Origin of the sequence: Metabacillus sp. KUDC1714 (genome assembly GCF_014217835.1) — a bacterium.
GTDB lineage: Bacteria > Bacillota > Bacilli > Bacillales > Bacillaceae > Metabacillus > Metabacillus rhizosphaerae.
This window is the reverse complement of record NZ_CP055263.1, coordinates 4,092,615-4,108,245: the sequence shown is the minus strand read 5'-3', so window position 1 is coordinate 4,108,245 and position 15,631 is coordinate 4,092,615. Positions and strand designations below refer to the sequence as shown.

The following is a 15,631-nucleotide window of genomic DNA, read 5'->3' as shown; positions in this document are numbered from 1 at the left end:
CTAGAAAGGAAGGTAATAACATTGGATCAGAGTAATAAACAACCTACATTATTGAATTTTATCCCGTTTAGTTTCCCTACAGTTGCAGTTTTATTGTTAATAAGTGGTGGGCTTGGTCCATATACAATTCCAGTTTTTATAGGTATTCTTTTGCTTGGGTTTACCTATTCATTTATCGTTATGTTTTCAAAGAAAGGAATAATCGGAGCCATCATCAATATTTATGTGATTGGTATCTTGATGTTTGGAAGCGGTGTGATGTATTTGATGTCTATAGCATCAGGTGTATAGTGTGACATTAAATTTTGGATTACATAGGTAAGCATACAAGAATCTAAACTTGTGTGAGATTCTTGTATGCCATTTGTTTATTATAAAAATGTATGTACTTCAAGCAAATATAACAATACATTACAAAAAAGAATTTTCAGTCTCGAAATGCTCGGTCTGCTAAAATTTTCAATGTAATATCATCTGAAGGTGGGTTGTGTAGTCCAGCGCGCACATCACGATAATGTCTTTGAAGTGCATTTGACCTAAATAGACTTTGTCCTCCAACAATTCTCATTGCAAGATCAACTACTTCTACAGCTGTATTGGTCACAATTGACTTCGCTACCGCTAAATCATAAGCTAACTGTGCTCGTTCATCTGGTGCTATATCCCACTTTTCAGCAACTGAATACATAAACGTTCTTGCTGTCGTAAGCTTTAGATCTATTTCAGCAACCTTTCTACGGACCTCAGGAACATCCTTTATTGGATGAGGCAGACTTGTCGGTTGATAAGTTTTAGCGAACTCTACAGCCTCATTTCTAGCGGAAATCGCAATACCGATATAACAGGCCGGAATATGAAGAAGCCATCCTTGTGCAGCAGGTCTTACCTTTTTCTGCTTTCTTTCTACTAATGCCTCAAGTGGTACTTCAACATTGTGCAATATCAAATCATCACTTCTTGTACCACGCATTCCTAAAGTATCCCATGTTTCCTCAATTGATAAACCTATCTGTGATCGCGGAATAAGAAAATCACCGATTTCTCCTGTTTCTTCAATTGTTGCCGGTACGATGAAATAATCAAGTGCAGGTGCTAAAGAAGTAAATATCTTTTTCCCGTTTATCAACCATTTATTCTCATTTTTTTTAGCTATTGTTTCTGGCTTCCCACCTCTTGCTGGACTCCCAGAATTTGGTTCTGTCGCAGCACTATTGATTAACTTTTGATCAGTAATAATTTCCTTACAAATTTTTTCAAATGTTTTGGTATCCCAGGTTTGAGTTTCATTTAATTGCATAATTATACTTAGATGCCATCCTAGTGACAAAGCTGTAGCTGCATCACCTTGAGCGATTTTTTCTTGTACTAGTAAAAATTCATATAATGATGCACCGTCTCCCCCATATTGTTTCGGAATCGTTAACTTTAAATAACCCTCTTTCTTTAATTGATCAAAGTGTTTAAATGGAAAAGCACCTTCTTGATCATATTGTTCAGCCGTTAACGAAAATTCTTTTGCTAGCACTTCTGTTTTTACTAGCAATTCCTTTTGAGTTGTTGTTTTAATAAATTGTTCGTCTAAATAATTCACGTGATCACCCCATTACTCTCTATTGTAATTATTTTCTAGCAACACATAAAGTTATTTGGCTTATGAAAAGGCTTTATCTTTTCTTTCTCTAGATTGTTTTGATAAAATAATAATATAAAACTACCCTTAATTGGGGGATTTATTCTATACATATAAGGAGGTTAAAGTTGTGTCAAATTTTCAACTAAACTTAGAGAAATATGCAGAACTAGCTGTTCGCGTCGGTGTTAATATTCAACAAAATCAAAATTTAGTTATAAACGCTTCTACTGAGGTAGCAGAATTTGTTCGTCTTGTTGTCAAAAAAGCATATGAGGCTGGAGCAAGAAATGTGTATGTAGAATGGCATGATGATATGATTACAAGAACACGCTTTGAGCTTGCATCAGAGGACGCGTTAAGTGATTACCCTGAATGGAAAGCACAAGGATTAGAAACACTAGCGGAAAATGACGGTGCTTTTATGTCAATCATTTCATCTGACCCTGACCTATTAAGTGGGATTGATCCAAAACGAATTGCAGCATCAACAAAAGCTGCTGGAATTGCTTTAACAAAATATCGAAATTATTTACAAGCTGATAAAGCAAGCTGGACAGTCATTGCAGCTGCTTCAAAGGAATGGGCAGCAAAGGTTTTTTCCAATGAAAGTGAAGATAAACAGGTTGAAAAACTTTGGGAAGCAATCTTTAGAACAACTCGAGTGGATCAAAAAGACCCAGTAATAGCCTGGGAAGAGCATAACAACAATCTACATAAAAGAGTTTATCACTTAAATAATAAAAAATATAAAAAGCTTCATTACAAGGCAACTGGGACAGATCTAACGATTGAGCTACATGATACACATACATGGGTTGGTGCTGGTAGCGAAAATGAGAAAGGAAACTTCTTTATGGCAAATATGCCGACAGAAGAGGTATTCACTGTTCCATCTCGTAACGGTGTAAATGGTGTTGTCCAAAGTACAAAACCTCTTAGCTATAGTGGGAATTTGATAGACGATTTTACACTTACATTTGAAAATGGACGAATTGTAAATGTAAAAGCTAAAAAAGGTGAAGAAGTATTAAAACAATTGGTTGAAACTGACGAAGGATCCCATTATTTAGGAGAGATTGCATTAGTTGCACATGATTCACCAATTTCGCAATCTGGCATCCTTTTTTACAACACATTATTTGATGAAAATGCTTCAAACCATTTAGCAATCGGAAACGGCTATGCTTTCTGTGTAGAAGGTGGGAAAAAAATGTCACGTGAGGAACTGGAGAAGGTTGGCGTAAACTCTAGTATTACTCATGTTGACTTTATGATTGGTTCAGCTGATATGGATATTGATGGCGTATTAGAAGATGGAACAACAGAAGCGATATTCAGAAAAGGAACATGGGCATTTTAAGTAAAAATCTGTTAGCTCAAATCGTATAACCTGATGGGGTCAGACAATTTCTATTTAAGTCAGACCCCTTTTTATTGAATAGAAATGAGGGAATTTAAATGAAGCCTGTAGAGCTTTATATTTTATCTGGCTTTCTTGGAGCCGGCAAAACTACATTACTCCAAAACATTCTTTCTCAAGAAAAGATACTGAAACGAAAAATCGCAGTCATTATGAATGAACTTGGCGAAATATCAATTGATTCGAACGCCGTACCACAAGAAACACCATTAAAGGAGCTATTAAATGGATGTGTATGCTGTACGATCCAAGGACAGCTTGAAGTGCAGTTAGATAACATGCTAAAGGAATATGAGCTTGATGCGATTTATATTGAAACAACAGGAGTCGCACATCCAATTGAGGTTCTTGATGCCTGTATGTCTCCGCTTTTTGCTGAAAAACTTTCTGTACAAGCAATTGTTACGTTAATTGATGCAAATAGATGGCAAGACCGCTCAAGTTTAAGCATCCAATTACGAAAGCTTTTATTAGAGCAGGTTCAGCATGCTGATATTCTTTTATTAAATAAAGTTGACAGACTTTCAGAAGCTGAAAAGGCAACCCTTGTTTCAGAGATTCAGGCATTGAACAAAAATGGAAAGCTTTTAATGACTGAATTTGCAAATATTCCTTTATCACAGTTGCAGATTAACAATAGAATAGCAAAAAAACAACATGAGCAAGCACATGTTCATGATACATTACATATGCGTACAATTGTCCATACATTTTCAAAACGTATCGATGTAGAAAGATTTGAACAATTTTTAAAGGACATGCCTGATACGATCTATCGGATAAAAGGCTATATCTCCTTTACCCATTCACAGGACAATTTTCTTTTTCAATATTCCTATGGTATGCCGTTATATTTGAAGGAACAAATGAAGATGAAAAACACACTCGTATTTATTGGGGAAAATTTAGATCATCAAAAGTTAAGAGCAGAACTTGAGTCATTAGAAGAGCAAACAACAAATTAAATAAAAGAGACAGGCATTATGGGGTATAGTTCATTATGTTCTGTCTCCATCCTTCTTCCATTAATATAACAATTTTCCCACTCTTTAGTCCTATATGTATTACCTTATGCTAAAATATGATCAAATACGTACAGGGAGAAAACTTTTATGTTTGTTTTGTTGCTTACAATGCTTGAACGCCTCGGAATTATTGTGACAGTCGCTTTTCTCATGACAAGGTTACCTTTTTTCAGGCATATGATTGATCGAAATGAAATAAGTCGCAAACAACAATATTATGCGATTATCTTTTTTGGCGTGTTTGGTATTATTGGCACGTATTCTGGTATCACATTTGATACAAGTTCTTTGCAGTTTGATCGTTGGGCATATGCACTTAATTCTGAAGAAGCACTTGCCAATTCGCGTGTGATAGGCATAATCATTGCAGGACTTCTTGGCGGTTATAAAGTAGGTGTTGGTGCAGGGCTTATAGCAGGTATCCACCGCATTTCACTCGGAGGTTTTACAGGATTGTCTTGTGGTTTATCCGCTATTTTGGCGGGAATTCTATCTGGCTTCTTTTATCGAAAAGAAAAACGTCTTAATCTTTCTACAGCCTTAGTTGTAGGAGCTTTAGCAGAAGCAATGCAAATGCTTGTTATTTTAATTGTTTCTAAGCCCTTTGATCAAGCACTTAGACTAGTAGAAGCAATCGGAGTTCCAATGATTGTGGCAAATGGTGTTGGATCTGTTATCTTTTTGCTCATCATAAGAAGTGTAATATCTGAAGAAACAAAAGTTGGTGCCCTGCAAGCCCAAAAAGCTCTAAGGCTTGCTGAACAAACATTAACCTATTTAAGAAATGGACTTACGACCAAAACCGCAGAAATCGTTTGTAAGATTATTTATAACGAAGTAGATGCCTCAGCTATCTCTATAACAAATCAAGAAAAAATTCTTACACATATTGGGTTGGGTAATGATCATCATAAATCAAATCATGTTATCCAAACAGCGGTTACAAAAGACGTCCTTCATAAGGGGCACCTTATAATTGCGAAGCATCAGGATATTCACTGTAAACATCCTAACTGCCCTTTAGGTGCTGCAGTTATTGCTCCATTAAAAATTAGAGATGAAACGATAGGCACATTAAAATTTTATTTCCAATCTGAAAAGGATATCACTAATCTTGTAATTGAACTTATTCGCGGTCTTAGTTCTTTATTAAGTAATCAGCTGGAGATTTCAGAAGCAGAACAGTCAAAGCAGCTAGCAAAGGAAGCAGAAATTAAAGCCCTACAAGCCCAAATAAGCCCACACTTCCTTTTTAATACATTAAATATTATCGTATCATTAATACGAACAAATCCTGACTTAGCAAGAAAACTACTTCTATCTTTATCACAATTTTTCCGTAAAAACCTGACAGGTACAACGAAAAAATGGACAACGCTTAAAGAAGAGATTGAACATGTAAAAGCCTATTTAGCCATTGAGGAGGCACGTTTTGTTGATAAACTTACGATTGAATATGATATTGATGAATCTGCTTTGGATCGAATGGTTCCAACGTTAACATTACACCCAATTGTTGAAAACGCTATCAAGCATGGGATAAAAGATAAGGAAGCAAACTGTCTAATCAAACTCTCAATTAAACATGTACCAAATGCTATTGAGGTTAAGGTAGAGGATAATGGGAAAGGAATTGAGCAAGTTCGCCTAAAGTATATTTTAAATACGATAGTCGATTCAAAAAATGGTACAGGCTTTGGGATGTATAATGTGAATCGTCGTTTACTCTTAATGCTCGGAGATGAAAGTACATTACACATTAACTCAATCCTACATAAGGGCACATCCGTTTCCTTCAGGTTAAAAATGGGGAGAGATTAAATGAAAAAGATATCAGTATTACTTGTCGATGATGAAAGATATAGTCGAGAAGAATTAAAGCATTTATTAATGCTGCATGAGATAATTGAGATTGTTGGTGAGGCTGAATCAGGTGAAACAGCACTAATCAAAACATTACAGCTGAAGCCAGATGTTGTGTTTCTGGACATTGAAATGCCAAAAATGAATGGGATGGAGACAGCGATCGCACTTAAGGAGTTAAAACACGCTCCTCTTATTGTTTTTGCAACTGCATTTCCAAACTTTGCTGTAGATGCGTTTCGTTATGATGCGATCGATTATATCCTTAAGCCATTTGAGGAAGATCGATTAAAAGAAACGATTACTAGATTAGAAGAAAGATTGATCAGTACAACATCACAAGTGGAGTTTACACCACCATCAAAGCTAGCTGTTGAAAGCGATGAAGGCATTATCTATATTGACCCTAATGACATTCTATACTTATATCGAGATGATCGAGTGACTAAAATAGTTGGAAAAACTGCAGAATTTGAAACGAAAACACCATTAAAAGATTTTGAGGTTCGATTAAAGGATCATCGTTTTTTCAGAATTCATAAAAGCTATATTGTAAACCTGCAGGATGTGTCTAGATTAATACCATGGTTTAATGGTGCTTATCAATTAGAACTTAAAGGACATAAAGAATTCCTATCAGTAAGTAGAAATTATGTAAAAGCACTACGTTCAAGATTGGAAATCTAGAAAGAGGATGGCACCTCTTTCTAAGGTTGAATGACGAAGTCAATACGACGATTAAGTTGATGATTTTCAGCATTTCCATCATTGGGAACAATCGGCAATTCTTCACCAACTCCTAAGGCTGTAATAGTAAGATGGGATAGAGTCTCTACATCTGCAAATCGTTTTAATAAGCGGTTTGCGCGATCCTTTGTAAGCTGATGATTGAATTGGTCATTTGCTTTGTCATCTGTATGAGCCTCGATAATCACTTTACTATTTCCAGGTAACGTAGCAAACACATTCTCAAGCTCTACTAAAATATCTTCTGCTTTTTCATAGTATTCAGCTTTATCATAATTAAATATGATATCATCCCTTAATCGAACAATGATGGCATTTTCGGCTTTAATCACCTTTGCCCAATCTGGTAAATCAATGTTCAGGTTAGGCATGTTGGTTGACTGTACCTTAGAATTTGGTTCCACTACTTGCCCCTTCATTACAGGTTCACCTTGCTCTAGTTTTTTCAATGTTTGATTGCCAGGTTCTAAAGCAGTTATTGTTGCTTCCTTATTTCCACAGCCTGAAAGTATTATCACAGTTGCAATAATACCGATTGAGTACCTTTTCACCTAATTCAACTCCTATGTAATTCCTTTTACCTTTAAGATTTAACCTTAAGAAAGTTTTACTTTATTTTAATTAGGCATATTGTCTATTTTATCATCATAATGGAATAAATTGTCCGTTTTTCCAATTTTCTTGAAATTAAAAAGAGATAGCCAATGACAAATGTCATCAATGCTATCTCTTTGTTTAATTTAGTCCATGGTAATGATGCGATTACGCATATAATTCCTTTATTTGCTTCTGAACATTGGCATCTTCTAAAAACTCATCATATGTCATTTGTTTATCTACGATCCCGCTAGGTGTTACTTCGATAATTCGATTTGCGATCGTTTGAACAAATTGATGGTCATGAGATGAAAAAATCATTGCGCCTTTGTAAGTAGTTAAGCCATTATTTAAAGCTGTGATGGATTCAAGATCTAAATGGTTTGTCGGTTCTTCTAGTAAAAGAACGTTTGAACCACTAAGCATCATTTTTGAAAGCATACAACGTACTTTCTCGCCCCCGGATAAAACACTTGGCTTCTTTAATACCTCTTCACCAGAGAAAAGCATACGACCTAAGAACCCACGTAAAAAGCTCTCACTTTGATCATTTGGTGAATATTGACGTAACCAATCTACTAGCGTTGGCTCAGACCCCTTAAAATATTCACTGTTATCTTTTGGAAAGTAGGCTTGAGTTGTTGTTACTCCCCATTTGTATGAACCACTATCCGGTTCCATTTCGCCTGCTAAAATTTTAAACAGTGTTGTGATCGCAATTTCATCACGTCCTACTAATGCGATTTTATCTTCTTTGTTTAAAATAAAATGAACATTATCTAAAACTTTTACACCATCTATTGTTTTTGAAATTCCTTCAACACGTAAGACATCATTTCCTATTTCTCGATCTGGAGTGAAGTTTACATATGGATAGCGACGTGAAGATGGTTGTATGTCATCTAACGTAATTTTATCTAGTAGTTTTTTTCGTGAAGTTGCCTGCTTAGATTTAGAGGCATTTGCACTAAATCTAGCGATGAAATTTTGTAGCTCTTTTATCTTCTCTTCTTTTTTCTTATTCGCTTCTGAACCTAATTTAAGTGCTAATTGACTTGATTCATACCAGAAATCATAGTTACCAACATAAACTTTAATTTTAGAAAAGTCTAAATCCGCAATATGTGTACATACTTTATTTAAGAAGTGACGGTCATGGGATACAACAATAACAGTATTTTCAAAGTTAATTAAAAACTCTTCAAGCCAGCCGATTGCATGAATGTCCAGATGGTTTGTAGGCTCGTCTAATAGAAGGACATCAGGCTCACCAAATAAAGCTTGTGCTAAAAGAACCTTTACCTTTTCTCCACCAGTTAATTCAGCCATTTTCTTCGTATGAAGGTCTTCTGATATGCCAAGACCTTTTAATAAAATAGCTGCTTCACTTTCAGCTTCCCAACCATTTAACTCTGCGAATTCTCCCTCTAATTCAGCTGCTTTCATTCCATCTTCATCAGTAAAATCAGCCTTCATATAAATCGCATCTTTTTCTTGCATCACCTCATAAAGACGTTTATGTCCCATGATAACTGTTTTAAGAACTTCATGCTCTTCATATTCAAAGTGATTTTGCTTTAAGACTGCTAAACGCTCACCAGGTGCCATGCTTACATCACCTGATTGTGCCTCAATTTCGCCTGATAATATTTTTAGAAACGTGGATTTCCCCGCACCATTTGCACCAATTAATCCGTAACAATTCCCCGGAGTAAATTTAATATTAACATCTTCAAAAAGCTTTCGATCACCAAATCGTAAGCTAATATTCGTAACTTGAATCATGAAACATCCTCCAATACTTTAAACATCTAAACAATTATACCACTTTAAGACGGTTTTTTATACGTTATGTGAGAACATCTTTACATACATTTAAAGATTCCGTTAAGTTCAATCAGATCTAAAATATGAAAAATCTACGTATAATTCAACCCTTTATTGTAAAGTCTTTTATGGATTGGAGGTTATTCATTGTTTACGTCCCGCGGTGATGCGCATAAATTATATTTAAAATTAAAAGATACCTATGAGCGTAATCAGTCTTTAGATAAGTTGAGAGAATTAACAGAAATTGAAGAGATCCAATCGTTTTATAATAGCCTAAGAAGCTCTACACTGGAAAAAATCTATTATCGTGTGTTGAAAGAGAAAAATGGGATGGGCATCATTCCTGTTTTTGTTTCTGCTGGCCCTTGGCTTCTGTTTCTTTTTTCTAAGAAGCTTCAAGAGTTCTTATTTGCAAATGGAAGCGTACTTTTCTTCGTATTTATAACGATATATTTACTCATTCTCACAATAAGCGTAATCCTCCATTTTCGTGAGAAAGCTTGGGCTGAAGTTCATGCTAAAATTATCAAAGATATCTTGACTTATCGACCATCAAAAAGCAACCCAACTTCATAAACAGTGGGTTGCATTGATTTTTCTATTATTTCTCTTTCCTATGCTTTCTCATGACAATAAATAAAAAGATTATTCCTGTTGTAACAGTAGTAATCGCTGAGAGCATTGCATTTACATTTGTGATAACAAATAATGATGGAATATCACCAACTACTGTATCTTCCATCGTAAGAAAAATACATAAAAACATATTATTTGCTGCATGTGCACCGATAGAGTATTCTGAACTATTCGTTTTTATTGAAATATATGTCCAAATAAATCCCATTGCTAAATAATCAATCGCCACCCAAAATGCTCCATGTTCCATTTCAGGGTTGCCAAAGTGCAACCCCCCAAAGATGCTTCCAATAATAAGCATTAAGATAATTGGATTTTTTGTTATTTTACCAGCCCATTGTAATAAAAACCCTCTAAATAACAATTCTTCTGAGGTCGTTTGAATAGGAACTAATAATATTGATGCGACAACTAGCCAAGCAAAACGAGTTCCATTAAAATCATTTAAGACATAGTCATTCGGAAAAATAACATAATCTAACAATGCAAAAAGTGCAAATAAGAAAAGAGCAATGAAAAACCCATAAAAAATTTTCGACCAGTTTATTCTTTCATTTGGTGTAATAAAGGAAATTAGCTTTCTTTTCAGGATCGTTCTTGCTGCAATCCACATACCTATAACAGTCAGGATGTTAACTATATGATATAAATAAAAATCAACGAGTGGATCAGATATCATCATCTCTTCAAAATCAACAATATCTGGTTCAATAAGTGCGGTTGATAGCACTGCTATCAAATACGCAATTGTACCCACCACAAACATAAACGCTAAAATAACCAATAGTGACCAAAAATATCGCCAATGCGTGTTTTTCCCTTTAGCAATTGAAATAAAATTAGGATTCATAAAAACACTCCTCTAACAGTTTAGAAAAATTAATGAACAAATAGATTGATATCCCCAAAATAATAAAGGGTAAAATTTTATTAATCTTATTTACTATGCTACCACCACGGTAATAAACCTTTCTGTTATTCTTACATACTCCCTACCTAGTAATTTTTAACAGATTTTAACATTATAATCAATAAGAATACACCAATTTTCACAAGAAAGTAAGAATAACTTCTGATCACCCCATGATAGATTTAGAATTCAACAAGATCTTTGTATCTTGAAAGCGATTTTCTGCATCTTACTATCCATTTTCAACATGTTACACAAAAAAAGCCCCCTAGCTTATCGTTTCTTGTTAAGATTATTGTAAGCGTATTCAAAGACCTAAAGGAGGTTACTTCGTGTATACATTTATTGGTGGAATATTACTTCTTATTGTAGGTTATTTTATTTATGGCCGTTTCGTTGAGAAGGTTTTCGGAGTAAAGGAAGCTAGACAAACTCCAGCTTTTTCTAAACGAGATAATGTTGATTATTTACCTATGGGTAAAAAGCGAAACTCATTAATTCAGTTATTAAATATTGCTGGTGTTGGGCCAATTTTCGGACCAATCATGGGGGCATTGTATGGACCTGCAGCATTTATTTGGATTGTAATTGGTTGTATATTTGCTGGAGCAGTTCATGATTACTTAACAGGCATGATTTCCATTCGTAACCGCGGTGCCCATTTACCAGAGCTTGCTGGTAAATTTTTAGGGAAAACAATGAAGCACGTAGTGAATGCTTTCGCCATTTTATTATTACTTTTAGTAGGTACAGTTTTCGTAACTGCACCTGCCGATCTTTTGGCTGGTATTACTCCAGACTGGGTATCATTTGGTGTTATTATTGCAGCAATATTTATCTATTATATTTTGGCTACACTATTGCCAATCGACCAAATCATTGGCCGATTATACCCAATCTTTGGTGCATTACTATTAATCAGTGCAATTGGAGTTGGCGCATCATTAGTTATAACAGGTGCACCAATACCTGAATTAACTTTACAAAATATGCATCCTGACAAAGCGCCAATCTTCCCACTATTATTTTTAACGATTTCTTGTGGTGCTTTATCTGGTTTCCATGCAACACAAACACCAATTATTTCGCGTACAACACAAAATGAGTCACAAGGGCGTTTTATTTTCTACGGAATGATGATTGCAGAAGGGATTATTGCGATGATCTGGGCTGCAGCAGCAATGAGCTTATTTGATGGTTATAATGGCTTATCAGATATTTTAGCAAATGGTGGCCCTGCAGCAATCGTAAGTGAAGCATCTACTGCTATGCTAGGGGCAATCGGTGGTACACTCGCAGTACTTGGAGTGATCGTATTACCTATTACATCTGGTGACACCGCATTTAGAAGTGCACGGATGATTATTGCTGATTATTTAAACATCTCACAGACAAAACTAATGAGCCGATTATGGATTGCAGTACCATTGTTCATTATTTCATATGGATTAACTAATATTGACTTTACACTTTTATGGCGATATTTCTCTTGGGCAAACCAATCAACAGCAGTTATTGCATTATGGGTTGGGGCGATGTATTTATTTATCGCAAAGAAAAATTACTGGATAGCCATGATTCCTGGAATCTTTATGACAATGGCAACAACGACATATATTTTAAATGCAGCAATTGGATTTGGCTTACCAATGAACATCTCTTACATTGGCGCTAGTATTGCCACAGCATTAATTATTGCACTGTTCTACAAGGCTGCAATTAAAGCAAGAGCAAACAAATTACAGCTTGATGATGATGCGAATATTGCCGCTTAAAATTTTAAGCGACGATAAGCAAAAAAGACGAGGTTGTGTATTTGTTGAAAACTCATTTTTAAAACTCATAAATAAAAACAAGTAAAAGAGCATGGATATCCCTGTTCTTTACTTGTTTCAATTATATTTCATTACATCTCTATATAAGTTTTGTCTAAAATTCCAACGTTCTCACAGATAATTCATTATGTAATTTCTTAAATGATGTTATCACTTTTAATGTCGTATCATCAGGTACACCAAAGTCTTCAATATGCCAAAATAAACTTAAAATGGAATGACAATAACCCCACAGTAAAACTCTTTCTTTATTCAAATCTAATTGATCTACTAATATATCAATCCGTCTATCTATTACATCGGCGATTTTATCAACAGGTAATTTATTCAGGAGGAATTGAATGACATCATATTCGCGCTCACCAATTAAGCCCTTTGGATCAATTGCTACCCAAGTATTACTTTTAGCAGATAAAACATTGTAATGATGAAAATCTCCATGAAGAAGATATAGGTCTTTAATTGTACTTGTTAACCTAGAAAATATTTCTTCCGCTTCTATAAGCATCTCTTTTGATAGAGGACCTATTCCGTTTTTATGCTCTTTGCGTATTTGTTTAAAGGCCTCTTCCCTTTGAAAAATCGTTGGGATACATGAATTTACTGGAGCAATTGTCCATAAGTTCTTCATAACTTGTGACATAATAATCGTTGATTCATCGTCATTGGATAGCAAGGATAACTTTTCTCCTGGTAATACCTTTTCCAAAATCATAATCCCTTTTTCTGTTTCATAGTCAAGTAGTCGTGCTATGCCATTACCATTAAACTGTTTAAGCGCTTCAATTTCTTTTTGAAACCCTCCATCACCTAGTACCACGAGTTTAATAACAACTTGGCTTCCATCCAGTGTGATTGCTGGAGCCACAAAGTTATATGATAACTCATAGGGTGCCTGAAATTGAATACTCCATCTTTCTTCACAATACTTGACTAAATCATTAAAGTTATCCAACCACTTCTGTCCGTGTTCTCTATGAACAGATTTTATGGTTTGTACAAACTTCTCTGGCAAATATATCACTAGTGTCACCCTTACTTAAATTAGTTGGCAATGCTTTTACATGGAGTTAATACAAATCAAACATATTAATATCATGATCTAACTGCTTCAAATAGTTAAATAGCTGTGCTCGATGATGATACGTGTGGGTCACAATTTCCATTAACCATTTTATTTGTGTATGACCACCTTGTTCAAAATAAAATGGTTTTGTTATTTTATTCATTAAATCTTCATCACTCAAAGCGTGTATATAATCCTTCAACTTTTCAAAATTATGCTGCATTTGAGTTCCTAATTTCTCTTGGTCTTTTATTTCTTCTATGTTCAATTCTATTTTTCTGTATTCGTTCTCACTTTTTTCTTCCATTAAACATGTTAAATCTGAAAGTGGTATCGATACTAAGTGATGGACCAACTCTACTAAAGATCTCATATTTTCCTTCGGTCGATAATTCCATTGGCTATTTTCAATCTTCAGTATTAGATTAATCGATGTTTTAACAGCAAGTTCTAGTTCTTCAAATAATAAATCTGTCATTTTATTAATAGCATTCATCAAGGTTTACTTCCTTTCAAACTTTTTTAAAGGTTCATACGTACCTATTTCGATAATAATGATAATTATCCTTTATTCAACATTAACATTTCCTTACAATTATATTCGGACATATTGTTCTTGAATATTTACTTCCTAAAAAGAAACATATTTAAACCAATTGCTATTTTTGTGATAAAATGAGCTAACATGTACTAAAGCCCAAGCGTCCGCTTATCCATATTACAAAAAATTATTATAATTTCCTAACTACTAGAAAAGGAGCATACAACATGAAGTTACATACTCTAATCGAATATTGTTTATTAATTTTCTGTTCTGGAGCCTATTTTGCCTTTCTGGGCTTCCGTTCAAATGGTCTTACTTTTATTATTGGGGTCATTATTCTTTACATTATCATCAATTTTTCTACTAAAAAAATCCTACCACGCTATCATCTTGAAAATAAAAAAATGTCTGTTTTAATAAGTGTCCTCTCCATAATTGGAACAGTATTTATTACAATGCTTATTTTAACGATACTTGTGACATAAAATGCCGTTTACTCTTCTGGCTTTGTAGGTGGTTTTCCTTGATTGTGTTTTCGTCTTTTTCTTATAATCAGTATCATGATGAAAAAAAGGCCACCTAAAACTAGTAATACCGGTAGACTACCTATGATAAATATGATGACTGCTGAGCATGTTTTTAAGACAAAATTTACACTGTTCATAAATTGTTCCTTTGTTTTCTCCCACGTGTTTAAGTCATCATTGCCTAGTGCCGGAATATTCACTTTATCTTCTACCACATGAATCGTTACAGTAGCTAAGTCAACCTTATTGTTCAAGTAATTCATTCTACCTTTAATTTGTTCAATCTCCTCTTGAACAACGGCCAAATCTGCTGAAATTTTTAATAAATCCTCGGTTTTTTCCGCCTTTTCCATAAAATCCAATAATCGCTTCTCAACGACTTTTTTTGATGTGATCCGCGATTCCAAATCTACATATTCCTCCGTTACATCTTGACCAGAAATCGAACGATCGACTACTTTTGTACTTTCATTTTCTACAGATTTTAAAAATGAATCAAATTTATCTTGAGGAACTCGGACTGTAATTGTTCCTTCAAGGGAATCCGCCTCACCTACTGAATATGAACTTGATTCAACGATATATCCATTTGAGGATGCAAGCTGCTGTTGAACAAGGTTAAGTGTCTCCTGATAGCTTTTTACTCGAATTGAAAGATTAGCCGTATAAATAACCATGCGATCATCTGAATTACTCGAATCCTGATTCGAGGGTTTATTTGCATCTTCTTCAGTCTCAGTGACTTCTTCATTAGCTAATTCTGTAGTTTGCTCTCCTCCTTCAGCTATGCTACTTTTATTCTCAATTTCGTCTACTACTTTGTCTGCTTGTCTAGATTCTTCACCAGAACTACTACACCCACTAATAATCCCTGCAATTAAAAGTGCTATACCGATCAAAAGCAACTTTTTCATCTCGACACACCCTTTACGTTTTTTTACTATTAGGAAAGCTTTGGCTCTTTTATCTTCATGAGAGTAGTCGTTTTACAAAATAAA

15 protein-coding genes are annotated in these 15,631 nt (G+C 34.7%); 8 read left to right on the top strand and 7 right to left on the bottom strand.

Features of this window, described 5'->3' with window-relative positions; all coding sequences use genetic code 11:
• Positions 1-21 precede the first annotated feature (21 nt).
• Positions 22-291 (top strand): hypothetical protein, encoded by a 270-nt coding sequence (locus tag HUW50_RS18860; protein WP_066330610.1) that lies wholly within the window; start codon positions 22-24, stop codon positions 289-291.
• A gap of 136 nt (positions 292-427) precedes the next feature.
• Here HUW50_RS18860 and HUW50_RS18855 read toward each other — a convergent pair whose 3' ends face one another.
• Positions 428-1,591, bottom strand: coding sequence for an acyl-CoA dehydrogenase family protein (locus HUW50_RS18855; protein WP_066330612.1), 1,164 nt, complete (start codon positions 1,589-1,591; stop codon positions 428-430).
• A gap of 169 nt (positions 1,592-1,760) precedes the next feature.
• Here HUW50_RS18855 and HUW50_RS18850 point away from each other — a divergent pair, with 169 nt between their 5' ends.
• From HUW50_RS18850 to HUW50_RS18835, 4 genes are all read left to right on the top strand, one after another.
• On the top strand, positions 1,761-2,993 hold the full coding sequence (locus HUW50_RS18850; protein ID WP_066330614.1) for an aminopeptidase: 1,233 nt from the start codon (positions 1,761-1,763) through the stop codon (positions 2,991-2,993).
• 98 nt (positions 2,994-3,091) lie between these two features.
• Positions 3,092-4,018 (top strand): CobW family GTP-binding protein, encoded by a 927-nt coding sequence (locus HUW50_RS18845; protein ID WP_066330615.1) that lies wholly within the window; start codon positions 3,092-3,094, stop codon positions 4,016-4,018.
• Positions 4,019-4,165: 147 nt separating this feature from the next.
• On the top strand, positions 4,166-5,899 hold the full coding sequence (locus HUW50_RS18840; RefSeq protein WP_066330618.1) for a sensor histidine kinase: 1,734 nt from the start codon (positions 4,166-4,168) through the stop codon (positions 5,897-5,899).
• Positions 5,900-6,628, top strand: coding sequence for a LytR/AlgR family response regulator transcription factor (locus tag HUW50_RS18835; RefSeq protein WP_066330620.1), 729 nt, complete (start codon positions 5,900-5,902; stop codon positions 6,626-6,628).
• A gap of 20 nt (positions 6,629-6,648) precedes the next feature.
• Here HUW50_RS18835 and HUW50_RS18830 read toward each other — a convergent pair whose 3' ends face one another.
• Both HUW50_RS18830 and HUW50_RS18825 read right to left on the bottom strand, forming a co-directional pair.
• Positions 6,649-7,239 (bottom strand): OmpA family protein, encoded by a 591-nt coding sequence (locus HUW50_RS18830; protein ID WP_066330621.1) that lies wholly within the window; start codon positions 7,237-7,239, stop codon positions 6,649-6,651.
• 211 nt (positions 7,240-7,450) lie between these two features.
• Complete coding sequence (locus tag HUW50_RS18825; RefSeq protein ID WP_066330622.1) at positions 7,451-9,070, bottom strand: ABC-F family ATP-binding cassette domain-containing protein; 1,620 nt, start codon at positions 9,068-9,070, stop codon at positions 7,451-7,453.
• A 189-nt stretch (positions 9,071-9,259) separates the two neighbouring features.
• Between HUW50_RS18825 and HUW50_RS18820 the strand changes: the two genes are divergently transcribed.
• Positions 9,260-9,691 (top strand): hypothetical protein, encoded by a 432-nt coding sequence (locus tag HUW50_RS18820; RefSeq protein WP_066330623.1) that lies wholly within the window; start codon positions 9,260-9,262, stop codon positions 9,689-9,691.
• Between the two features lie 25 nt (positions 9,692-9,716).
• Here HUW50_RS18820 and HUW50_RS18815 read toward each other — a convergent pair whose 3' ends face one another.
• Positions 9,717-10,601: a CPBP family intramembrane glutamic endopeptidase gene (locus tag HUW50_RS18815; RefSeq protein WP_066330624.1), complete on the bottom strand. Its 885-nt coding sequence runs from the start codon at positions 10,599-10,601 to the stop codon at positions 9,717-9,719.
• A 392-nt stretch (positions 10,602-10,993) separates the two neighbouring features.
• Between HUW50_RS18815 and HUW50_RS18810 the strand changes: the two genes are divergently transcribed.
• Positions 10,994-12,436 (top strand): carbon starvation CstA family protein, encoded by a 1,443-nt coding sequence (locus HUW50_RS18810; RefSeq protein ID WP_066330630.1) that lies wholly within the window; start codon positions 10,994-10,996, stop codon positions 12,434-12,436.
• A gap of 154 nt (positions 12,437-12,590) precedes the next feature.
• Here the strand turns inward: HUW50_RS18810 and HUW50_RS18805 are convergent, their stop codons facing one another.
• Together HUW50_RS18805 and HUW50_RS18800 are read right to left on the bottom strand one after the other, a co-directional pair.
• Positions 12,591-13,520 (bottom strand): aminoglycoside phosphotransferase family protein, encoded by a 930-nt coding sequence (locus tag HUW50_RS18805; protein WP_066330634.1) that lies wholly within the window; start codon positions 13,518-13,520, stop codon positions 12,591-12,593.
• A gap of 46 nt (positions 13,521-13,566) precedes the next feature.
• The gene (locus HUW50_RS18800; RefSeq protein WP_066330635.1) at positions 13,567-14,058 is read right to left on the bottom strand and encodes a DinB family protein; all 492 of its coding nucleotides are present in this window, start codon (positions 14,056-14,058) and stop codon (positions 13,567-13,569) included.
• A 272-nt stretch (positions 14,059-14,330) separates the two neighbouring features.
• Here HUW50_RS18800 and HUW50_RS18795 point away from each other — a divergent pair, with 272 nt between their 5' ends.
• Positions 14,331-14,591 (top strand): hypothetical protein, encoded by a 261-nt coding sequence (locus HUW50_RS18795; protein ID WP_066330637.1) that lies wholly within the window; start codon positions 14,331-14,333, stop codon positions 14,589-14,591.
• An 8-nt stretch (positions 14,592-14,599) separates the two neighbouring features.
• On the opposite strand, the gene HUW50_RS18790 is transcribed toward HUW50_RS18795, so the two are convergent.
• Positions 14,600-15,547: a DUF4349 domain-containing protein gene (locus tag HUW50_RS18790; RefSeq protein ID WP_185653114.1), complete on the bottom strand. Its 948-nt coding sequence runs from the start codon at positions 15,545-15,547 to the stop codon at positions 14,600-14,602.
• Positions 15,548-15,631: the final 84 nt, after the last annotated feature.